We start from the raw sequence: 20,792 nt of genomic DNA, 5'->3' as shown, positions 1-20,792 counted from the left end.
GTTTTTAGTGAATGGAAAAATATTGCTGGGCGGAGTAACTCTCCGGCTTTTCGCTCCCGAAGAATAAGTACAAATGTACGGTGTCTTCCGGAGAGTTATCCAACATTAATGTTGTGCACAAATCACCCCGACAGGTATCTTCCGTAGCCAACAGATGCACCTCAAACGGATTGCTGCTGTATATGACTGCCGCAAACAGACGGTCTGACTTCCGGGATATAGAAACGGGAAGCAGGTCATCCCAACGAACGGTCACCTCTCTCTCCCCTGTTTTCTCTATACGGATGTGTTCTGGCAACGGAAGCGTCCCTTCGGAAAGAGTAAGTTTGCTGTAATCGGCGACTTCTCCATTCTGTTCAAAAGCATTTATGTTGTATTTTACAAACAGGTTGTAACCGGAACATCCGTTTTGCAGTGCTGCCGCCCGCCAAATCCGGGCAATAAAGGAATCCTTCAGATTCTGATAAAAGGCAACGACCGCAGGCATACGTCCACGCTGTAATTGCTGAACGGGAGTACAGGCGTCACGATATTTATCCGGACGACGACGATAGTATGTTTTTCCATAACGATGATAAGCAACAAATCCGTCAGTTGGTGAATCTATCTTCATTGTTTTGATTTTGGTTTAAGATCGACAGACCTTTTCTAGCAGGTTGCCTATATATTTCTACTATATAATAATTCTATATCAATTCTACAAAGATAGTATAAAAACTTATAAAAATCCAAATAAAATCCTTATAAAGTGCTTCTCAAAGCACTTTATAAGCACTTTATAAGCACTTTATAAGCACTTTATAGAATTGAAATAGAGGTATTGAATCAGTAAAGAAGAGTTGTCCTCTATAAGATATTTCCATGAAATCCACAGCAAACATTAGCTTATGGATAAAACAAGGAGGTTTCGGAAAGGACATAAAAAAACCGCTTCCCCATGAGAAGCGGTTTTCTTTTTCGTATATTTTTTCTGCTTGTTATTTCAGAACGGATTTTATCTGTTTTGCCAATTCTTTTGCAATCGGATTTTCAGCATCCGTTGCTTGCAATTGCCCTACGTATTCTTCTGCTTTTTTAAAGGCTGCCTGGGCTTTCTTTTCTTCAGCAGCATATTTTTCTTTGTCGCTGTTGGCAAATGAAGCTGCTTTTTGCAGGATTCCAGCGCCGTCGTTGTAATAGAGCTGTGACAATGCCGTGAGTGCCTGTACTTTTTGTGCTTTGGTTGTCAAAGCCGAAACTTTGGTATAGTTTTCTACAGCTTCTTCCAGTTTATTGGCTTTCTGTGCTTCCTGCCCTTTTTTCATGAAATAGGTTCCGTATTTGTTTTCCAATTTAGCGTTTCCCGGAACTGCTTTCAATCCTTCCTCAAGCGTGGAGAGCATAGCGCTTTCCTTTTTAAGTTCTTCTTCTGCCTGTGCTTTGCCTAAGTAGGAACTTCCCAGTTTGTAGTTGTTTTTGATGGACATGTCGAAGTATTTCTCCGCTGCCGTATAGTTCTTTGATTTGTTTGCGGCAAAAGCTGCATTGTAGATAGCTGCTTTGTCTTTATACTCGTTTATCTGAAGGTATTTTTCCAAATTAGTAAAAGCTGTGACATAGTCTTTTTTTCTTAGAGCGTCATTGGCTGCATTCTTTTCAGCAGCACCCGGCTCCTGTGCAAAAAGTATTCCTGTCATTAAACCAACTAAGATAAATAATACGATTTTCTTCATAGTTTTTATGTTTTTATTTAAGTAAAATTTATTATACCGTTTGAGGGGACTAAAATAGTAATGTATGACGGAAATTCAAAACTAACCCTTATTTTTTAACACTAAATATAAAGAAGTGATAGTATTTTAACCAACCCTTTTTCGTCTTCTTCGTCAAAAGTATTATAACTATCGCTGTCAATATCGAGGCAACCGAAGATATTTCCTTCCCGGTCACGCAAAGGAATGACTATTTCACTTTTTGATGCCGAATTACAGGCGATATGTCCCGGAAATTCCTCTACGTTGCCGACAATAACCGTTTTTCCCGTATCGATAGCCGCCCAACACACGCCCGTATGCGATTTCAGTTTTTGGCAAGCAACAGGTCCCTGGTAGGAACGGACTATCAATTCCCCTTCTACCAAGACGTAGACTCCAGTCCAAAAGAATGCCGGCATTTTATGGTGTAAAACGGCTTCTATCGTCGCCAAACGTGCCCAGATATCCGGCGTCGAACGCACGTAGTTTTCCAACTGTGCATATAAACGGTCGTATTTTGCTAATTTTGACATTGCAATACTTATACTTTTCCTAAAATATCTACCAGATGACGCCACCACATTTCCACGGTAGCGATGTTTACTTTCTCATCGGGAGAATGCGCGCCTCTCATTGTGGGACCGAAAGATATCATGTCCATTCCGGGATATTTTTCCAAAAATAAACCGCATTCAAGTCCGGCATGGATGGAACGTACGAGGGGTTCTTTCCCAAATAGTTTTTTGTATGAATCCACTGCGATTTTCAATATAGCAGATTCTGGGTTGGGTGTCCAACCCGGATAGCCTTCTCCGTGTGTGACTTCTGCCTGTACGGATTTGAATACAGCCGCTATCATTTGGGCGATGTTCATTTTCTCGGATGCGATGTCACTACGCTGCGAGGTGGTGATGCAAACCGTGTTACGGTCTTTTAGTTTAACGGATGCAAGGTTTGTTGATGTTTCAACCATTCCGGGCATGCGGTAACTCATGGAAAATACACCATGCGGACAGGCATAAAGTGAGTTCAAGAGTTTTGCCGTAGAATCCGCTGAAAATTGCTGTGTCGGCATGTCTGCGGATTCCAATTCCATTTTCAATCCGGGTTCCGTTATTTTCCAGACTTCTTCCATTTCCGAAAGGTAGATGTTGAAGTCTGCCCGGATGTGTTCTTTGTGTTTTTCCGGCACGGTTATGACAGCATAGGCTTCACGCGCTATAGCATTGCGCAAGTTTCCGCCGTCGATGTCGGCGATGCGGATTCCGTATTTGACGTTTGTTTCCCAAAGGAAGCGATTGAGTATTTTAATGGCGTTTCCCCTCCCCTTGTTGATGTCATCACCGGAATGTCCGCCTTGCAGGCCTTTGACTGTTATTTTGAGGGCGAACGTTTCTCCGTCAGGTTGAGTGAGTTCTACGGGCAAGTTGATGACGGTGTCAATTCCTCCTGCACATCCGATGAAGATTTCACCTTCGTCTTCAGAGTCAAGATTGAGCAGGATGCGTCCGTCAAAGAATCCGGATTTTAATGCGAAGGCACCTGTCAATCCGGTTTCTTCATCTACAGTGAAAAGGCACTCTATTGCCCCGTGCCGGATGTCCCTGGATGCCAAGATGGCCAGCTGGGCCGCCATACCGATACCGTTGTCGGCTCCGAGTGTGGTACCTTTTGCTTTTACCCATTCTCCGTCTATGTAAGGTTGTATGGAATCACGGTCGAAGTCGTGTTCAGTTCCGGCATTTTTTTCGCATACCATATCCATGTGGGATTGCAATACGATTACCGGCAATTGTTCCATTCCCTTGACTGCCTTTTTTTTAATCAGTACATTGCCGGCTTCGTCCTGTCTGGCTTCCAGTCCTTGTTTTTCAGCAAATTCCAATAAGTAAGCGGCTATTTTCCCTTCCCGCTTTGAAGGGCGCGGAATCCGGCATATTTCTTCAAAGTAGTGCCACAATGCTTCCGGTTGTAAATTTTGCAATACCATGTCTGTGTATTAAAAATGATGTTTTTTCTTATTTTTCCAATATGGTTTCCCACTCGTATTCTTCCGGTGAAGGCAGATAGGCTCTTGCCGCTTCCCTGTCTTCCGGGGTCAGGCAATATACCATGTCGGTGAAGGTGGTACGAATTTCTTCCCGTTGCATGTTTACCAAACGGGTGCGTATTTTTCCGTGTTCGTCTTCTATGTCCGAAAGGTATACGGGGATGATGTTCCGGTTGATGTCAACGGCTACCATACAACCCGAGCATCCGGCATCGAAGAGTTTTTTTACGCCTATTCCCAATGTGGTACAATAGGTCAAATCATAGGCGCAGGGTTCAACACAGCGCAATGAGTAGCCTACTTCGACAGGACGGCTGATGATATCCAATCCCAATTGTCGCAAGTGATTCCGGAGGATTTTATTCAGTATATGAGCTTTGCCTACATCGCTCAGTTCGGGATGTCCGTGGGCGTCGTATTCAAATACGATTCCGGAGGCCGCTATGTCTTCATCTTTCAGGAAATGAAAAATGCCTTCGCTTACGACGGCTACACCGGATTTTTGCCCCATTATGCGCCGTTTGACCATGGCGGAAATTATCAGACGCACGATTTTATCTACGGTAATCTGTGTCTTCTGAAACATTTCGGGGATGATTACGGTTGATGCCTGTATTCCTTTTCCGATTTCAAATGCCAGGTGGCCGGCTTCCCGTCCCATTGACATGAGGAGGTACCAGTTTTGGGTGGTTGCCGCCTCTGTTTTGACGATTTTCCCGATACGGATTCCCATTTCTTTAGCAGACATAAATCCAAATGTAGGTACTCCCTCCGGAAGAGGAAGGTCGTTGTCTATGGTTTTGGGGACGTGTATGTTCCGTACTTGTATTTCATGTCCGGCTAAAAATTTGGTGAGCCGGTTTGCCGTGGAGGCGGTGTCGTCTCCGCCGATGGTTACCAATAGTTCTATACCGTACTGAACAAAAAGACGCACGTTGAAGTCTTCGTCTTTCGGTTTGAAACGGCTCATTTTCAATAATGAGCCACCCTGAGTGAATATCCAGTCCGCTTTGTCAAATGTCAGTTCTTCTATTTCGGGATTCTCCTTGAGCAGTCCTTTGTATCCTTCATGAATGCCCAAGACCCGGTACCCCGCTTTCAAGAATACTTTGGCTACGGTTGCCACGACGGTATTTATTCCCGGCGCCGGCCCTCCTCCGCACAATATTGCGATTGTTTTCATTAAATCCGTGCTTTTATGGCTTTGGATGCTTCCTCGTATCCGGGTTTATCCAATAAGGCGAACATGTTATTTTTATAGGCTTCCACTCCGGGTTGGTCAAACGGGTTTACTTCGAGCATGCAACCGGAAATTCCGCAAGCCAATTCAAAGAAATAGAATAGCTGTCCGATGTATTCCGCCGTGAGTTCGGGTATTTGTATCAACATGTTGGGCACTCCTCCGTCAACATGAGCAATTCGAGTTCCGAGTTCCGCCATTTTGTTTACATAGTCTACCCGTTTACCGGCTAAGAAGTTAAGTTTATCCAAATTTGCCTCATCAAAGGGTATTTCTACCTTGTGGGTTGTCTTTTCAACGCTGATGACGGTTTCCATCATCATGCGGGGCCCTTGCTGTATGTATTGTCCCATGGAATGCAGGTCTGTGGTGAAGTCTACCCCTGCCGGGAAAATTCCTTTGTTTTCTTTTCCTTCGCTTTCTCCGTATAGTTGTTTCCACCATTCGGTGATGAAATGCAGTTTGGGATTAAAGTTGGCCAACAGTTCTATGGCGTATCCTTTGCGATAGAGTGCCGTACGTGCCGCCGCATATTCTATGGCCATGTTCTGTACGTTTTCCAAGCAGTTTTTACGCATTTCCACGGCACCTTTCACCAATGCTTTGATATCAAAGCCCGCTACGGCTATTGGCAGTAATCCGACGGGAGTGAGTACGGAGAAACGTCCTCCGACGTTGTCGGGAATAACGAATGTTTTGTAGCCCTCCTGATCAGCCAGTGTGCGCAATGCTCCTTTTTTCGCATCGGTGATGGCAACTATCCGCTTGCCTGCTTCGACTTTGCCTACTTTAGCTTCCAACATTTCTTTCATCAGACGGAAAGCGATAGCAGGTTCGGTGGTGGTTCCCGATTTGGAGATGACACATATTCCGAATTCTTTGTCTTTCAGATAGGCCATGAGTTCATGGTAGTAGTCTTCTCCGATGTTATGCCCGGCAAATATGACTTTCATTCCGACGTTTCCGAAGTTGTCGAAACTTCCCGCCAAGGCTTCGATTACGGCACGCGCTCCGAGGTAGGAGCCTCCGATGCCGATAACGACTAATACCTGTGTTTTTGCCCGCAGGTCGTCAGCCGTTTTTTGTATGTCATTCAATTCCGCTTCGGTGATAGCGGCAGGCAGGTCAAACCATCCCAGAAAGTCGTTTCCTTTGGAGGTTCCGTTCTGCAAACTTTTCAATGCTTCCGCTGCTTGAGGATATAACGCACTAATCTCCTCTTTTTTTACAAAGTTACAGATTTGACTGTAATCAAATTTAATCATGTTCATAAGTTTCTGTTATTTATAGCACATAAATAGATTATTTCTCTTGGTTTTTCAACATGTCTCTGTATTTAGAGGCTTTTTCGTAGTCTTCGTTGAGAATAGCTTCATCCAATAGTTTTTGCAATTCCTGTATGGTATAGCTGTCTACTCCTCTTTCTTTTTCAGTCCGTACTTTACTATTCACGGGTTCGTCCCGTTTCACCGGTATTCCGGCTCTCCCGACGATTTCGGAGGTTGTGTAAAGGTCACAGCCGTAACGCAATGAAAGTGCGACGGCATCCGATGTCCGGGAATCGACCCTGACGATGCCATTCTGTGTTTCAAATACGAGTTCCGAGTAGTATATACCGGCATCCAAACGATATATAACAACTTCCTGTAATGTGATTTCCAGTTTATCGGTCAATGCTTTTATCAAGTCGTGGGTCAAGGGACGCGGAGTAGGAAGTTTTTCCAGTTGCATGGCAATGGATTGCGCTTCCGAAATTCCTATGATTACCGGTATCCGGAATGTCTCTTCTTCGTCCGCTAAAATTAAAGCGTAGGCTCCATGCGGGGATGTTGTGTATGATAATCCTAAGACTTTCAGCTTTACCCGATTCATGTTTTATAGGTTGACTATGTTAATAACGTACCCGATTTATTTTAGTTTCAAGTATTTCGCCTATTCTTTTTTCTGCCGTTCGGCTATGGTTTTCATACATACACTTGCCAATCCCCCCAAGCTCGTTTCCCTGTATTTTGCCTGCATGTCTTTTCCTGTTTCCATCATAGTTTTTACTACGTCGTCAAAGGAGACCATGTGGCGTCCGTCAGAGAAGAGGGCATATATGGCGCTTTCCCTCGCTTTTTGTGCAACGAATGCGTTTCGTTCTATACAAGGGATTTGCACGTATCCGCAAACGGGGTCGCATGTCAGTCCGAGGTTATGCTCGAATCCCATTTCGGCTGCATATTCTATCTGGCGGGGTGTCCCTCCCAGTATTTGCGTAGCGGCTCCGGCAGCCATGGCGCATGCCGTGCCTAATTCGCCCTGGCAGCCCACTTCCGCACCCGATATAGAACCGTTGCTTTTTACGATGTTTCCGATGAGTCCCGCCGTTGCCAATCCCCGTATTATCCGGTGATCTGTCATATTTTGGTCGTGTTTCAGAAAATACATGACAGCAGGTACTACTCCGGAGGCGCCGCAGGTGGGTGCCGTTACCACTTTCCCGCCTCCCGCGTTTTCTTCGGAAGTTGCCAATGCTGCGGCAAAGAGCATTCCCATAGGGCGGGCAGAACCGGCAGATTGCTGAGCCTTTATGTTATATGAGCTTGCTTTTCTTGACAGTTTCAGCGTACCTGGCAATACGCCTTCGTTTTCCAGTCCGTTCCGGATTGTTTGTTGCATTTGTTCCCATACTTCCGCCAGATAATCGAAGATATCTTCTTTTTCATGCGCCGCGACGTAATCGACCAATGTGCATCCTTCCCGTTTGCACCATGCCAATATTTCCCCCATGGTGGTTACAGGATAGATTTCTTCGGAGTCAAAGGTACCCTGTTCGTCCCAAAGGGCTCCACCTCCGATGCTGTATACTTCCCATTTGTCAATGATTTCGTCGCCTTGCAGTGCCTCAAAGAGCATTCCATTCGGATGACGCGGCAGCGTGATATGGTCCTGCCATATTATTTCCGTGTCTTCGGGACGGCCTATTACTTTATGAATGACGGCGTCTGTACCGTGTCCCCGGCCGGTCAGTGCAAGACTACCGTAGAGACTGATTCTGTATTTGGATGCCCGGGGGTGTTTGGCTTTAAAATATTCCGCCGCCCGGCTTGGGCCCATCGTATGACTGGAAGAGGGTCCATAACCTATCCTGAATACTTCTCTTATTGATTTCATTTCTGTCTTATTAATAAAAATAGCAGACCTGTAAGCCGGGTTCTGTACCTTTTACGGTTTCTATCATTTATCTACGCCGCAGATCACTCAACGGCTCCAGCAACCTACCCCCCGACTCAGCCGGGACAGCTTCAAGCGTCGGTATACATGGTCTTGCAACTCGTAAGGCGTACGGCTACATCGGTCACCCGACATACCGGTGGGCTCTTACCCCACCTTTTCACCCTTATTCCGGAAAATAGTCTCCCGATGTTTTCCGAAACGGTTATTTTCTGTTACGCTACTATACCCTCACGGACATCTTCCCGTTAGGAAGCACGATTCCCTGTGTTGCCCGGACTTTCCTCTCTCCCTTTCGGGACAGCGATAGAACGGCCTGCTATTGTATTTTCAAATATTTGTTTTAGCAAGAGACAAAGATAACGACTTTTCACCGAATAAAGAAATATGAGGTTATCGACTTCGGACGATAAATTCATTGCATTTTAATCTTATATTTGTGAAGTTGATTTCAAAGGGCTTATTTTTTACGTATGCGGAAAGCCATTTTTACTTTGCTTTTAGGGATTGTTGCTGTTTTGTCTTCTTACGGGCAAGAGGAGAAGACGGAAGAAGATACGTTGCCGCATTATTTTCTGAATGAGGTTCAAGTAATAGCAAAGAACCGGAAACACAGTTACCTGAGCCGATTGGAATACAATGTGAGGAAGGTGTACCCGTATGCCCGCATTGCCGCCCAAACTATCAATAAAATAGAAAGCAAGCTGGCTACTATTTCGGATAAAAAAGAACGCAAGCATGTGATTAAAGAGGAGTACCGGAGCCTGATGCAGACTTTTAAAAAGCCTTTGATGAAGCTGAGTTTTACGCAAGGACGTATTCTTATTAAGTTAATTCACCGAGAGACAGAGAATACGGCTTTTAGCCATATCAAGGAGTACCGGGGCGGATTTAACGCTTATTTCTGGCAGTCGCTGGCTTTGCTTTTCGGAAATAATTTAAAGGCGGATTATGATCCGCAAGGGAAGGATGCAGAGATTGAGAAAGTGGTACAAAAAATTCTATCGGAAGAAAGAAGGAAAAAGGCAACAGAGAAATAAAAAAGAGTATTTTTGCACCAAAGACGGCTGTATATGACATTTGAAGAAATTGTAAAGGATATTAAGGCTAAGAAGTTCAAGGCTATTTATTTTCTAAACGGTGAAGAGCCTTTTTTTATAGACCGGATTACGGATTTAATAGAGCGCGAGGTGCTTCCGGAGGAAGAGAAGGCGTTTAATCAGACCGTTCTGTACGGCAATGATATCAGCATGACGACTGTAACAGACACTGCCCGACGTTTTCCGATGATGTCGCAGTATCAGGTGGTGGTAGTGAAAGAAGCCCAAAATATCAAGGATTTCGATAACCTTCTTCCCTATATAGACCATTTCCAGCCTACGACGGTTTTACTTTTGGCTTATAAGAACAAGAAAGCGGATAAACGCAAGAATGTTTTTAAAAAATTGAGCAGTTCCCCGAATTGCGTTTATTTTGAATCCAATAAACTTTACGATAATAAGATTCCCGACTGGATTATCAGCTATTGCAAGTCTAAGTCGTATTCGATTACGCCGAAAGCGGCCGGTATTCTTGCGGAGAGTCTGGGTACCAATTTAAGCCGGATTGCCAATGAGATTGACAAACTTTCCCTGTTGATTCCCGCCGGCGGAGAGATTAAAGAGCAGTTGGTGGAGGAACATACCGGTATCAGCAAGGATTTCAATACGTTTGAGCTGCAAGCGGCTATTATCCAAAAGGATTTTTTAAAGGCCAACCGGATTATCAATTATTTCGAGGCTAATCCCAAGAGTAATCCGATGGTATTGACTATTGCAACGCTATTCAAGTATTTTTTGAATTTGCTGACGTACCATTATCAGAAGAAATCCACGCCCAATACGCAGGAGATTGCCCGATTGCTGGGTATTAACGCTTTCTTTATGAAGGATTATTTAGAGGGTGCCAAAAGTTACAATGCGATGAAGTGCGCCACGATTATTTCTCTGCTCCGGGAGTATGACATGAAGTCCAAAGGGGTCGGAAATGCCAATATTCCGGAAGGAGAATTGTTGAAAGAGCTTGTTTTTAAGATTATGCACTAAAATAGTATTGGCGATTATGACTGTCCATACACGAAAAGCTGTTTTTTTAGACCGAGACGGGACGCTGAATAGCGACGAAGGGCATTATTATATTTATAAGCCGGAGGATTTCGTATTCAACCCCGGTGTTATCGAGGGTTTAAAAAGGCTTCAGAAGGCCGGTTTCCTGCTTTTTGTGGTCACGAACCAAGGGGGTATTGCCAAAGGGATTTATACGCATGAAGATGTGAAGCGGGTGCATGATTATATGTGCAGCATTTTAGCGAACCACGGTGTCAGCATAGATAAGATTTACTACTGCCCGCACCACGAGAGTGTTGAGAGTTGTATTTGCCGCAAGCCTTCTCCCTATATGATTAATCAAGCGATTGAGGAATTCGGTATCGACAAAAATCAAGCGTGGATGATCGGTGACGGGAAACGGGACGTAGAGGCCGCGGAAGCCGCAGGTATCAAAGCGATTCTTATTCAGAAGAACCAAAATCTGATTCCGGCAATTGAGCAGATTTTAGATTCAAACAGGCAATAAAGCGTGTATCCGAGTATACCGGAGTCAATGTGACATATCCCTGTTGCAGACGGTTTCCGGATAAGATTAAGGGATGTTGTATTTCCGCCTGCCGATGTGCGTAAAGAGCTTCTCCGTCCGCCTGATAACGTTTTATAGAGAATGTCCCTTCCGTTCCCTGAGCAAGCCACCTCTGACTTAAAAAAAGAGCTACTATTCCCATGGTGTAGCGCAAATTGATTTCCAGACAAGGCTGTACTTTTACCTCCCCTGCCCGATTGCGGTAAATCATCATGTCTACTCCCAAATAACCACTGTATTGCGGAGCGATTTCGTTTGATAATATACGAATCAATTCGTTCCGGAGTGTCTCCAGCTTTTCCGGTTCGATCCAAGCGGTAATCCGAGCTTTCAAGGCTTCCTGACTTCCGACGCAATTACCTGTGTATTCTCCTTTTTCTCCCGTTATAAAGGCAGAATAACCAATAAATTCGACCGTGTCTGCAACGGTATGAAATTCCATAGCAAAATCGACCAAACGCTCCTGCTCTTTTTCTATCATCAGATAGCCCTGCTTTTTCAGCACACCGCTCAACCATTCTTTTGTTTTGGGTGTCAGGGTTTCTTTGTTTATCCTCAACAAGCCTTTTCCCGAAGATGACCAAGGCGCTTTCGCCAAGTAGTCGCCTTTTTCTACCATCCGTTCTACCGAGATTAAATCACTGCACTCCACCGGCAGTATTTCATCTTCCACCCAAGAAAGCCGTCGGCATAGTTCCTGCAAACATTTTTTCGCCGTACGCCGACTATACAGTTCTTTCCACTCTTCTTTCCATTCTCCGGTATTTAATTCCCGCAATAAATAAAATATCCGGGGGCTCCATCCCCACGGACAACACCGGTCTACCCGCAAGTTATTCCAATTTTCCTCTGCCACCAAAGCGGGAGTATGATGAAATATTGCTTTTCTGCCCGCAATAAAGTCTGTGTCGGGTAATTTTTTAAGTCCGATTACATCTTGTTCATCCGCATAGTATGCCGGCAGATATGCCAAATCTTCCGCCATTTTACGGATATTGGCAGGCGGCATATAATAAGGATTTCCGTCGGCTATCGCCATTTCATTCTCAGGATTGAATACAAAAAAGCGAGGATATTTCGGCATATTTACTTTTTTACTATCACTTTCATACAACAAGCCGTACAGTCAAACTCCAGCCGGAAACAATGTTTGTCATTATACAGGTAAAGCGGGAATTCAAGGTCTTTGTTGGTGTTTTTCTTGCGACAACGCCCCAGTTCATGCAGGATGCAATAACGGGTGCGCATTACATCGCACTCTCCGGCGTCCCCTGTTTTCTCAAATCCCTCTTCCACATTCTGCGCTCCGTGTTCCTTATAAAATTCCTCCGCTTTCCGATTGACGACATTACCATGCCAATCAATGTTTGTTTTGTAAACGACCGTTTCATCAAAGGGTTCCCTGCGAATAATTTTCCTCACTTTTTCCCTCTCTGCCATTAAATTATCGAGCAGTTTTCTTTTCAAAGTATTCAATTCCGCCGAAGGAATAAACAGCGTGTCACCTGAATAGTGCACCTGTTTGCATACAAAACAAGTATCTCCGCATTTTTTCAGCTGTTGCAGAATACGCTCTTTTTGTTGTGAATTGCTTGCTTTCTCAAAGCAGTTTCCGGATTCCACTTCCGTTTTGGTATTATCTTCGTCAATAGCGGTTAATTTCAATTTTCCGCAGTTCTCTTCCACCCCTATGGTAATCCGAATTTTACGTATGGATTTTTGCTTCTCGATATCCGTTATAAAGCGTCTGTCATAGTTTCGGTATAACATTGTCCCCACTGCAACCTTTACCGGCTCGTTAGCCGTTATCCGGTTTCCTTCCGCTATATTCACCCGAATACCTTTCAACTCTCCGTTTTGCAGATAACATAACCCATCTCCGTTGGAAAGTGTTTCGACCGTGTCCAACAGCAAGCGATTGCCACGCACTTCCAACACTTTTCCTATCGGCTTACCCACAGATTTCGGCGTATTCATGTTCACTAGGGATTTCGGTCGGCCTGTAAAGAAATAAGAAGAACAACCCCTATTGAAACTCCGCTCTGGATCTGGCTCAAATGCCGTACTTACCATTCCGGTCCCTACCCGACCAACATTACACTGTTGTTTCAATGCCGCTTCTATCAAACGGTGATAATGATTGGTCACATTGGCAACATAACTCTCATCTTTCAGTCTCCCCTCTATTTTCAAAGAATCAATACCAGATTCTATCAAATCGGGAATATATTCTGACAGATTCAAATCTTTAAGCGATAATAAATAGCGCTCTCTTATCAACCTATTCTCCCGGCTATCTTTTAGCGACCACTTCATCCGGCAAGGCTGCGCACATTCTCCGCGGTTTGCCGAACGGCCAAACATGTATTGGGACAGATAGCATTGTCCGCTCATACTTACACACAATGCACCGTGTATGAATACTTCAAGTTCCGCCTTTATTTCTTTCCGGATGGCTTTGATTTGTTCTAAAGAAAGTTCCCGCGCCAATACAATCCGTTGGAATCCGAGACGGTCCAAAAAGCGGATACGTTCCATATCGTAGTTGTGCATCTGGGTACTGGCGTGCAGGGAAATAGGCGGTATGTCGAGCTTCAGAATTCCGGGGTCCTGTATTATCAACGCATCCACGCCGATACGGTACAATTGTTTAATCATCTGTTCCACCTCTGCCAATTCCGAATCAAAGAGTATGGTATTGAGTGTCACGAATACCCGGCAATAGAAGCGATGAGCATATTCCACCAATGCGGCAATATCATCCAAAGAATTTCCGGCAGATTTCCGGGCGCCGAAAGCCGGTCCCCCGATATACACGGCATCCGCACCGTTATCTATGGCAGCTTTGCCTATCGCAATATCCCGGGCGGGAGCCAAAAGTTCAATTTTACGCATCACGCTTTTCATTCCCGCTTATCACAGCTCTATGTCCAATTGCGGATAGTTTTTCCCGAGAATGACAGGCAATTCCAGTAAAGAGCAATCCGGAAAATATGTTTTCAAATAATCCCTTATCACCTGTATAGAATCGGCTTTGATAAATTCACTATCATTCGGGAAGTCATTGTACACAACATGACTGACTTTGATACCCTTTAAGCGACACAATTCAAGACTCATTAAAGTGTGATTGATACTTCCTAGTTTGGAAGAAGTGACAAGAATCAAAGGATAACCGTACTCCCGAATATAGTCAATTGTCAAATATTGCCGGTTTACGGGTACATACAATCCCCCTGCTCCTTCCAGCAATACTATGTCATAAAGGCGACTTAATTTTTCCGTTGCCCGGTGTATAACTTCCTTGTCTACCGTAACACCGTCCATTTCCGCTGCCAAGTGAGGCGAAGCCGGATAGGTCATGATATAGGGACAAGTGGTCCTGTCGAGGTCTACCTCCTGTAAGGGAATCCCCATGATTTCCCGATGCTTTTCAATATCTTCCGATACTTCCCGGCAACCGGTCTGAATAAATTTTTGGGTAATCACCTTTTTCCCCTTGTTCCGCAAAGTTGCGGCAATCACCCCCGTTACTATGGATTTACCGGCATCCGTATCAATCCCGCTAACAAAATATACTGCCATATTCTATATTTTTATTATTCTGTTATTCAAGGCAAGAGCATACAAAATTATAAAAATCACATGAAATTTAATTTACTTTTTCTAATAGTTCTTAATTTTGCGGCAATTCTAACAATCAAAAACAAGAACAATGAGAACAAGAAAGTTTATTATTAGTTTATTTTTAGGAGGAAGTATCCTTGTTTTGGAATTACTTTTTCCGGGATGCTCCAGTATGAGTTACACGGGTAAAGGTGCTGCCATCGGTGCAGGAAGTGGTGCGGCATTGGGTGCTGGTATCGGAGCTCTTGCCGGTAAAGGAAAAGGCGCTGCCATCGGTGCGGCTGTAGGCGGAGCCGTAGGTGCCGGGACAGGCGCCTTGATCGGACGGAGAATGGACAAGCAAAAGAAAGAATTAGAGAAAATACAGAATGCCCAAGTAGAGAGCGTTACGGATGTTAATAATCTCCAGGCTATCAAAGTGACCTTCGATAATGGTATTTTATTTGCTACCAATAAAAGCGAATTAGGCTCTGCTGCCAAAACAGCTTTGACCCAGTTTGCCAATTCACTTAAAAATTCTCCGGATACGGACGTTACGATTTACGGTCATACCGATAATACCGGTAGCCGGGCTGTAAACGAAAAACTTTCCAAAGAAAGAGCAGAGGCCGTAGCCAATTTCTTGGTAGGAAACGGTATAAGCCGTTCCCGCCTCATTACTGAAGGTTTAGCTTATGATTTCCCTATTGCAGATAACACAACTGCCGAAGGAAGAGCCAAGAACCGCCGTGTTGAGGTTTACATTACAGCCAATGAGACTATGATTAAAAAAGCGGAAAACGGAACATTAAACTAAAAAACGAGGGGATTGTCAGTGACAATCCCCTTTACATTTTTTCTATTCTTTTCCTTTTAGGCCAACAAAGCCGCTAAAACAATTGAATTCAATTTAGTTTCTACACTATCCCCCCTCGAAGACAAGACACTGGGAACTTTCGCTCCTACCATGATGGCTCCCTGTTTGGATTTACAAATTTTGGTATTCGTTTTATAAAAGACATTTCCCGCTTCCAAATTGGGAAATACCAAACAATCTGCATCTCCGGCCACTACCGATTTTACTTTCTTGATTTCTGCTGCTTCTTTATCTATAGCCACATCCAACGCCATCGGTCCATCAACGATGTGGGAAGCGCAGATCTGATTCCTTTCCGCCATTTTGGATAAGATGGCCGCATCCACGGTAGACTGCAATTTCGGCAGCACCTGTTCCGTCGGAGCTATCAAAGCCACTTTGGGACATTCCACACCCAACTTCTGGGCCACAGAAGTCACATATCTGATCATGGCCGTCTTCTGCGTCAGATCTGGCTGAGGTATTACAGCCACATCACTCAACACCAGTAATTTATGATAATTCGGACATTCCATGAGCGTCACGTGCGACAAGATGGCGTTGGAAGCGACCAGGCCTTTCTCCTTGTTCAGAATAGCCCGCATGTATTTATCGGTGCTCACCAATCCCTTCATAATGATATCCACGGCACCTTCCCTCGCCATCGCCACCGTTTTTTCCGCCGCCCCGACATCGGAGGTCTCATGTTCTATTTCAAAAACCGACATATCATATCCTGCCGCCTGACACACTCTGGCAATTTCATCGCGGTCACCGATCAGCACGGCTTCCACCAATTCCATTTTTACCGCTTTGTAGACGGCTTCTATGGAATGACAGTCGTTGGCATAAGCCACTGCTACACGCTTTTTACGGGTATCATTTTTCAATACCTCATAAATATCACTGATTTTTTGAATTTTCATCGCTATTTTGGTTTGAACGCGAAACAAAAATAGACGATTTTATTTGAAAGCAAAAGATTATTGCACACTTTTTATTTTTTTGTGCAATTTTTCTTCCACAACTGCCAGCTGTTAATCAAATTCTGCCACAAAACATACGCTGCAGGCCCTACGGAAGCAGTTGGACACAAATAAATCTGTGCCATCCAGATGGCGAGAATGGTGTTTTTCTGCCCCAGTCCCTGTCCGCCGGCAATCGTGTTATCATAACGGTTTCCCAGGCGGCGGCCGAAGTAGAACTGCATGACGCATACGCCCAGTGCCAGTACAGCCAGCATGACTTCGTTCTCATAATGCGGATCGGGTTGTTCCAACAGGAATGTAACGGTACGTCCCGTGACAACCGTCAGCGCCAGCGACCACATATAGAATGACAGTATCTGAACGGAAAGCAACCACCGGTGGAAACGGGGCAAAAGCCACTGCACCAGCCAAGCCCCCAACAAAGGCAGTATCAGAAGCGGCACCACCTGCCGGCAGATGTAGCCGAATGATTCCCAGAAAGGCAATGCGCTGTTTGTTCCCAAAAAGGAAAAGATAACGGGAGCCGCCACCGCTACCAACACATTACTCAAAAATACAAAACTAGCCAAAAAGGCTACATTCCCTCCCAGCATTCCCGTAATCACCGCAGCAGCCGTCGCCGTCGGTGCCAACACACAAATCAATACCCCCTGCGCCAATTCGGCACTAAAAGGTGCAACCAAAGCATACACCAAGAGACTCCCGCAAAGTTGTATCAGCAAGAGCCAGATATGCAAGCGGGAAAACTTCATGTGACGGGGAGAAATCTTGCAGAATGTCAGAAACAACATGCAAAAAATCAAGGTCGGTGTCAGAAAGCCCAACACCCCGATATAAGTATGGAACAATGCTCCCGTCAGCATTGCAATCGGGAGTATCCAGTTTTTTACAGCTTGTAACATAGGAGTACTATCTCACTCTTTCATATATAATTTGACCACCATCGGCTTCTCGCCTATTTTCACATCCACGGCTTTGTCGTTGCCTGCAAGATCGGAGTATTTAAATGTATAGGTCTTGTTCTTTTCGAGCAGAAATTCCAGCATGTCGTTCATGTCTTGGTGCGCTCCGACCGTACGTCCGCCCCCCATCTGGTCCGCCCCGCAAAAAACATCCACGTTGGCAGCCACCCTGTCATCGGAATTGAGCGTACACGCCGGCGTTTCAAACATGCTTACCTTCACGCTCACATGCTTCCCGTCATCCAGTAATGAAGACTCATACGCCCGGTACAACTGTACATAACGGTCCGTTACGTTCCGCGCATGCACATAGCAAATGGTCGAATCCCACACCAGCGGGAAACAATCTTCTGCAGGAGCAAAGGAAGTGGCAAAGATGGCATGCTGCCGGTCGTTTTTGTCCGCTTTTCCCGCATCGGCAAAGAACCACGATTCATTCAGTCGGTTGGGATAGTATTCGGTGAAATACCATTCTCCGTCTATCCACACCTCGCACCAGTTGTGATTGCCCCGGTTGTCATGCCAGTTCGGCGTACCCGCCACCCTCGCCGGAATACCCACCGCACGGAAGGCATCCACCAGCAAGATAGACAATCCGCTACACGAAGCCATGTGCTGGCGCATGGACTCGTAGGGGCTTTGATCCGGTTTTTCGCGTTTGGTATTGTAGTCCACCATGACCTCGTCCCGAATATTCCGGTTTACGGAGTCAATCGCTTCCTCCAATGTCCGGCAATTCCGCACATACCGCGAAAAACGGTTGTAGAAATCCGCCCGCCAGTTGTCACGAGTTTCATTCATAGATACGTAAGGCAATACCTCATTGAAGAAAATGCTGTCCGGCAACTCCTTCGCCCAGGCAAACTTTTCTCTCGCCAGATAGGCATATTTCACATTCTCGAGCAGGAAATCGGCGGTCAGGGTTTGCAGGTCCCGTTCCGGCATATAGGCTATCAGATAAGCCATTCCCTCTTTTTGTTCAACGGGACAGTTTTCCAGTGCCTTTTTCAATTCCCCTGCATGGTCTCCCGCTTTCTCAAAAGCGGTATCCAACAAACGGCCGTACTGTTTCGGCACACCGTCATACGACATCGTACACGCAAACAGACAAACGATAAATAATACACACCACGTTTTCATAAATCTTGTCTTTATTTTCTATCACTAAAATATTTCATAAACTGAGCTCTTTCATAACGGGCCGCATTCTCCATGCCGCCGTATGAGAGTTTTCCGCGGAACTGCCCGATGCTGCGGAAGGCATGCCTGTCCATCCACGAAGCCACGAAACGGTTCAGGGCCTGAACGGTCTCTATCCCCTTTTCATACAGGACGGAACATACCTGCACGGTGGCAGCCCCGGCCAGCAACATTTTCACGACGGCCTCGCCGCTGTGCACGCCTGTAGATGCGGAAATCTGCAATTGCGGATTTTTTCCCGCCAGAATACCCGTCCAGCGCAGCGTCGTCCGCAAGTCTTCCGGACGGCTGAATACGGGCGCCACGCCAATGGCAAGCTGTTCAATGTCTATATCCGGTTCGTAAAACCGGTTGAACAACGTCACGGCATCCACCCCAAACGCTTTGAGTTTGGCGACAAAAGTCGGCAGATTCGTAAAATAGTGACTGATTTTCACGATGAGCGGCAATTTTACCTGCGACCGCAGGTGCTTTACGATGGAGTAATAAACATTCTCCGTCTCCACACTTTCTTTAAATTCATCCAGCGGCAACGCAAATACGTTCAATTCCAGTGCATCGGCGCCCGCCTGTTCCAGCTCCTTCGCAAAGCTTACCCACTCTCCGTCGGCAATGCAATTGATACTGGCAATAACCGGAATGTTTATATTTTTTTTGGCATCCTTCACCAAAGCGATGTATTGCTGCAATGTATTCGCCCGAACATAATTCCGGAGATAATCCCCCTCTTCGGAAGAATCACTGTTTCCGGTCATTTTCTGTACATCCATCCGGATTTGTTCCTCGAAAACGGATTTCAGGATAACCGCCCCCGCTCCGTTCTTCTCCATCTCCCGCAACTTTTCTATATCTGCCGTTAAACCACAGCTTCCGGCGATAACCGGACTTTTCAGGGTCAAACCCGCAAAATTCGTCTTTAAGTCTGCCATATCTTTCCTGTTTAATGTTGGTATTCCCGCTGACCGAATATGGAGCTGCCGATTCTCACCATTGTGCATCCCTCCTCGACAGCTATCCGGTAGTCGCCCGACATACCCATGGAAATCTCTCTAAACTCCGGCTTACCGGAAAAATAGTGCTCTTTCAGACGGAGAAAGATTTGCTTCAACTCTCTGAATTCCCGTCTCACCTGCTCCGTGTTTTCCGTATAAGTCGCGATACCCATCACTCCGGTAATCCGAACGTTCTCCAACATTTTATACTCTTCGCTTTCCATGATGGCGACCGCTTGTTCATACGTCAGACCAGACTTCGTTGTTTCCTCCGCGATATGAAATTCCAGCAGACAGTCTATCGTGCGGGCACATTTGGCGGCCTCACGCTCGATTTTCACCAATAACTTCAAACTGTCTACAGAATGTATCAGACGGACGAACGGAGCAATGTACTTGACGTTCTTTTCCTGCAACTGCCCTATCATGTGCCATTCGATGTCTTTCGGCAGGAGGCGGTACTTAGACGCCATTTCCTGCGGACGGTTCTCCCCGAACGCCCGCTGTCCCCAGGCATACGCCTCTTCGATAGCTTCCGCCGGCTTTGTCTTCGACACCGCAATCAACCGCACACCCTCAGGCAGCCCGGCTGAAATCCGTTCTATATTTTCCTTAATATTCATGCGGCAAAGATATGAATAAGTGAAGTATCTGTAAGATTATTTTAACCTGACAAGATTATAGCCGCTCAATCTCTTCAACTGAAAGCCCCGTAGCCTGGGCAATGGTTTCTATTGCAATTCCGAGCGACTTCATGTTCCGGACAATCTCCGCTCTACTTTCAGCTTTACCCTCTGCCCGTCCCTCTTCACGGCCTTCTATTCTACCTTCTGCTCGACCTTCTATTCTACCCTCTTCACGGCCTTCTATTCTACCTTCCTCACGACCTTCTATCCTGCCTTCCATACGGCCCTCCATACGTCCTTCCTTACGCCCCTCTTCCAAGCCTTCGATGCGGGCGGTGTCCATCACACTACGCTGTACGCGCAAGTCTTCGATGTTGCGGAGATAGGCGGCGCGGTCTCGCTTGTCCAAAGAAGAAAATTGCAAACGCTCACGCGCTTCCGCCAATCCAGGCGCCTGCGTGTCCGTACCGATTTCACCCGTCTTCAGGAACACTATCCATTCATCCAGAGGCGTCACTGCCTTCTGGTCAAACTCATTCACCCGAAGAACATAGTACTCCGGAAACAAATCACCCGCCGACTGGCAGATAAAACGCTCCGTCTGCTGTTTCGACAATTTCAAAATGTCATTATTGTGAATACCCCGGAA

20 protein-coding genes, 1 other RNA gene and 1 pseudogene are annotated in these 20,792 nt (G+C 45.6%); 4 read left to right on the top strand and 18 right to left on the bottom strand.

What is annotated here, in order from left to right; all coding sequences use genetic code 11:
- Positions 1-4: 4 nt before the first annotated feature.
- From NFR61_RS05630 to rnpB, 9 genes are all read right to left on the bottom strand, one after another.
- On the bottom strand, positions 5-613 hold the full coding sequence (locus NFR61_RS05630) for a DUF6266 family protein (RefSeq protein ID WP_251621552.1): 609 nt from the start codon (positions 611-613) through the stop codon (positions 5-7).
- Positions 614-977: 364 nt separating this feature from the next.
- The gene (locus tag NFR61_RS05625) at positions 978-1,712 is read right to left on the bottom strand and encodes a tetratricopeptide repeat protein (RefSeq protein WP_251621550.1); all 735 of its coding nucleotides are present in this window, start codon (positions 1,710-1,712) and stop codon (positions 978-980) included.
- 101 nt (positions 1,713-1,813) lie between these two features.
- Positions 1,814-2,266, bottom strand: a complete 453-nt coding sequence (locus tag NFR61_RS05620) for a GAF domain-containing protein (RefSeq protein ID WP_251621547.1) — start codon at positions 2,264-2,266, stop codon at positions 1,814-1,816.
- A gap of 8 nt (positions 2,267-2,274) precedes the next feature.
- Complete coding sequence (locus NFR61_RS05615; RefSeq protein ID WP_251621544.1) at positions 2,275-3,723, bottom strand: aminoacyl-histidine dipeptidase; 1,449 nt, start codon at positions 3,721-3,723, stop codon at positions 2,275-2,277.
- Between the two features lie 28 nt (positions 3,724-3,751).
- Positions 3,752-4,966, bottom strand: coding sequence for a 6-phosphofructokinase (locus NFR61_RS05610; protein ID WP_251621541.1), 1,215 nt, complete (start codon positions 4,964-4,966; stop codon positions 3,752-3,754).
- Positions 4,966-6,294 (bottom strand): glucose-6-phosphate isomerase, encoded by a 1,329-nt coding sequence (locus NFR61_RS05605; RefSeq protein WP_251621538.1) that lies wholly within the window; start codon positions 6,292-6,294, stop codon positions 4,966-4,968. The genes NFR61_RS05610 and NFR61_RS05605 overlap by 1 nt, the downstream gene beginning before the upstream one ends.
- A 31-nt stretch (positions 6,295-6,325) precedes the next feature.
- Positions 6,326-6,895, bottom strand: a complete 570-nt coding sequence (locus NFR61_RS05600; protein WP_251621529.1) for a bifunctional nuclease family protein — start codon at positions 6,893-6,895, stop codon at positions 6,326-6,328.
- Positions 6,896-6,955: 60 nt separating this feature from the next.
- Complete coding sequence (locus NFR61_RS05595; protein WP_251621527.1) at positions 6,956-8,179, bottom strand: L-serine ammonia-lyase; 1,224 nt, start codon at positions 8,177-8,179, stop codon at positions 6,956-6,958.
- Positions 8,180-8,194: 15 nt separating this feature from the next.
- Positions 8,195-8,562: RNase P RNA component class A (gene rnpB, locus NFR61_RS05590), an RNA gene on the bottom strand.
- A gap of 150 nt (positions 8,563-8,712) precedes the next feature.
- Between rnpB and NFR61_RS05585 the strand changes: the two genes are divergently transcribed.
- The 3 genes from NFR61_RS05585 to NFR61_RS05575 are packed head-to-tail and all read left to right on the top strand — an operon-like array spanning position 8,713 to position 10,852.
- Entirely contained in the window at positions 8,713-9,279 is a 567-nt protein-coding gene (locus NFR61_RS05585) for a DUF4294 domain-containing protein (RefSeq protein WP_251621510.1), read from the top strand.
- 33 nt (positions 9,280-9,312) lie between these two features.
- Positions 9,313-10,323: a DNA polymerase III subunit delta gene (gene holA, locus NFR61_RS05580; protein ID WP_251621507.1), complete on the top strand. Its 1,011-nt coding sequence runs from the start codon at positions 9,313-9,315 to the stop codon at positions 10,321-10,323.
- A gap of 16 nt (positions 10,324-10,339) precedes the next feature.
- The gene (locus tag NFR61_RS05575; protein ID WP_251621505.1) at positions 10,340-10,852 is read left to right on the top strand and encodes a D-glycero-alpha-D-manno-heptose-1,7-bisphosphate 7-phosphatase; all 513 of its coding nucleotides are present in this window, start codon (positions 10,340-10,342) and stop codon (positions 10,850-10,852) included.
- Here NFR61_RS05575 and NFR61_RS05570 read toward each other — a convergent pair.
- From NFR61_RS05570 to bioD, 3 genes are read right to left on the bottom strand one after another with little or no spacing between them, the layout of a single operon-like run.
- Positions 10,788-11,996 carry a hypothetical protein gene (locus NFR61_RS05570; protein WP_251621502.1) on the bottom strand — a complete coding sequence of 403 codons (1,209 nt, stop codon included), beginning with the start codon at positions 11,994-11,996 and terminating at the stop codon, positions 10,788-10,790. The genes NFR61_RS05575 and NFR61_RS05570 overlap by 65 nt on opposite strands.
- A 2-nt stretch (positions 11,997-11,998) precedes the next feature.
- On the bottom strand, positions 11,999-13,807 hold the full coding sequence (locus NFR61_RS05565) for a peptidase U32 family protein (protein ID WP_251621499.1): 1,809 nt from the start codon (positions 13,805-13,807) through the stop codon (positions 11,999-12,001).
- A gap of 21 nt (positions 13,808-13,828) precedes the next feature.
- Positions 13,829-14,497 carry a dethiobiotin synthase gene (gene bioD, locus NFR61_RS05560; RefSeq protein WP_251621496.1) on the bottom strand — a complete coding sequence of 223 codons (669 nt, stop codon included), beginning with the start codon at positions 14,495-14,497 and terminating at the stop codon, positions 13,829-13,831.
- A 130-nt stretch (positions 14,498-14,627) separates the two neighbouring features.
- On the opposite strand from bioD, the gene NFR61_RS05555 reads away from it, so the two are divergent.
- On the top strand, positions 14,628-15,335 hold the full coding sequence (locus NFR61_RS05555; RefSeq protein ID WP_251621493.1) for a YiaD family glycine zipper/OmpA-like lipoprotein: 708 nt from the start codon (positions 14,628-14,630) through the stop codon (positions 15,333-15,335).
- 56 nt (positions 15,336-15,391) lie between these two features.
- On the opposite strand, the gene NFR61_RS05550 is transcribed toward NFR61_RS05555, so the two are convergent.
- From NFR61_RS05550 to NFR61_RS05525, 6 genes and pseudogenes are all read right to left on the bottom strand, one after another.
- The gene (locus NFR61_RS05550; protein WP_251621490.1) at positions 15,392-16,300 is read right to left on the bottom strand and encodes a phosphate acyltransferase; all 909 of its coding nucleotides are present in this window, start codon (positions 16,298-16,300) and stop codon (positions 15,392-15,394) included.
- A 71-nt stretch (positions 16,301-16,371) separates the two neighbouring features.
- Positions 16,372-17,265 (bottom strand): bile acid:sodium symporter family protein, encoded by an 894-nt coding sequence (locus tag NFR61_RS05545; RefSeq protein WP_251621487.1) that lies wholly within the window; start codon positions 17,263-17,265, stop codon positions 16,372-16,374.
- Between the two features lie 12 nt (positions 17,266-17,277).
- On the bottom strand, positions 17,278-18,465 hold the full coding sequence (locus NFR61_RS05540) for a transglutaminase-like domain-containing protein (RefSeq protein ID WP_251621485.1): 1,188 nt from the start codon (positions 18,463-18,465) through the stop codon (positions 17,278-17,280).
- 11 nt (positions 18,466-18,476) lie between these two features.
- The gene (locus tag NFR61_RS05535) at positions 18,477-19,454 is read right to left on the bottom strand and encodes a dihydroorotate dehydrogenase-like protein (protein WP_251621482.1); all 978 of its coding nucleotides are present in this window, start codon (positions 19,452-19,454) and stop codon (positions 18,477-18,479) included.
- An 11-nt stretch (positions 19,455-19,465) separates the two neighbouring features.
- A complete protein-coding gene (locus NFR61_RS05530; RefSeq protein ID WP_251621479.1) occupies positions 19,466-20,140 on the bottom strand; it encodes a YggS family pyridoxal phosphate-dependent enzyme in 675 nt (224 codons plus the stop codon).
- 55 nt (positions 20,141-20,195) lie between these two features.
- Positions 20,196-20,792 (bottom strand): annotated as a pseudogene (locus NFR61_RS05525) (hypothetical protein); the annotation flags it as partial.

Source organism: Odoribacter lunatus, assembly GCF_943193135.1.
GTDB lineage: Bacteria > Bacteroidota > Bacteroidia > Bacteroidales > Marinifilaceae > Culturomica > Culturomica lunata.
This window is presented reverse-complemented; position numbering and strand designations above follow the sequence as displayed.

Excerpts from the sequence above, each read along its gene's own strand:
- NFR61_RS05620 (WP_251621547.1), bottom strand. The coding sequence starts at position 2,266 with ATGTCAAAATTAGCAAAATACGACCGTTTATATGCACAGTTGGAAAAC.
- NFR61_RS05610 (WP_251621541.1), bottom strand. The coding sequence starts at position 4,966 with ATGAAAACAATCGCAATATTGTGCGGAGGAGGGCCGGCGCCGGGAATA.
- NFR61_RS05535 (WP_251621482.1), bottom strand. The coding sequence starts at position 19,454 with ATGGCAGACTTAAAGACGAATTTTGCGGGTTTGACCCTGAAAAGTCCG.
- NFR61_RS05600 (WP_251621529.1), bottom strand. The coding sequence starts at position 6,895 with ATGAATCGGGTAAAGCTGAAAGTCTTAGGATTATCATACACAACATCC.
- NFR61_RS05595 (WP_251621527.1), bottom strand. The coding sequence starts at position 8,179 with ATGAAATCAATAAGAGAAGTATTCAGGATAGGTTATGGACCCTCTTCC.
- NFR61_RS05575 (WP_251621505.1), top strand. The coding sequence starts at position 10,340 with ATGACTGTCCATACACGAAAAGCTGTTTTTTTAGACCGAGACGGGACG.
- NFR61_RS05615 (WP_251621544.1), bottom strand. The coding sequence starts at position 3,723 with ATGGTATTGCAAAATTTACAACCGGAAGCATTGTGGCACTACTTTGAA.
- NFR61_RS05555 (WP_251621493.1), top strand. The coding sequence starts at position 14,628 with ATGAGAACAAGAAAGTTTATTATTAGTTTATTTTTAGGAGGAAGTATC.
- NFR61_RS05630 (WP_251621552.1), bottom strand. The coding sequence starts at position 613 with ATGAAGATAGATTCACCAACTGACGGATTTGTTGCTTATCATCGTTAT.
- NFR61_RS05565 (WP_251621499.1), bottom strand. The coding sequence starts at position 13,807 with ATGCGTAAAATTGAACTTTTGGCTCCCGCCCGGGATATTGCGATAGGC.
- NFR61_RS05530 (WP_251621479.1), bottom strand. The coding sequence starts at position 20,140 with ATGAATATTAAGGAAAATATAGAACGGATTTCAGCCGGGCTGCCTGAG.
- NFR61_RS05550 (WP_251621490.1), bottom strand. The coding sequence starts at position 16,300 with ATGAAAATTCAAAAAATCAGTGATATTTATGAGGTATTGAAAAATGAT.
- NFR61_RS05625 (WP_251621550.1), bottom strand. The coding sequence starts at position 1,712 with ATGAAGAAAATCGTATTATTTATCTTAGTTGGTTTAATGACAGGAATA.
- NFR61_RS05585 (WP_251621510.1), top strand. The coding sequence starts at position 8,713 with ATGCGGAAAGCCATTTTTACTTTGCTTTTAGGGATTGTTGCTGTTTTG.
- holA (WP_251621507.1), top strand. The coding sequence starts at position 9,313 with ATGACATTTGAAGAAATTGTAAAGGATATTAAGGCTAAGAAGTTCAAG.
- NFR61_RS05545 (WP_251621487.1), bottom strand. The coding sequence starts at position 17,265 with ATGTTACAAGCTGTAAAAAACTGGATACTCCCGATTGCAATGCTGACG.
- NFR61_RS05605 (WP_251621538.1), bottom strand. The coding sequence starts at position 6,294 with ATGAACATGATTAAATTTGATTACAGTCAAATCTGTAACTTTGTAAAA.
- NFR61_RS05570 (WP_251621502.1), bottom strand. The coding sequence starts at position 11,996 with ATGCCGAAATATCCTCGCTTTTTTGTATTCAATCCTGAGAATGAAATG.
- bioD (WP_251621496.1), bottom strand. The coding sequence starts at position 14,497 with ATGGCAGTATATTTTGTTAGCGGGATTGATACGGATGCCGGTAAATCC.
- NFR61_RS05540 (WP_251621485.1), bottom strand. The coding sequence starts at position 18,465 with ATGAAAACGTGGTGTGTATTATTTATCGTTTGTCTGTTTGCGTGTACG.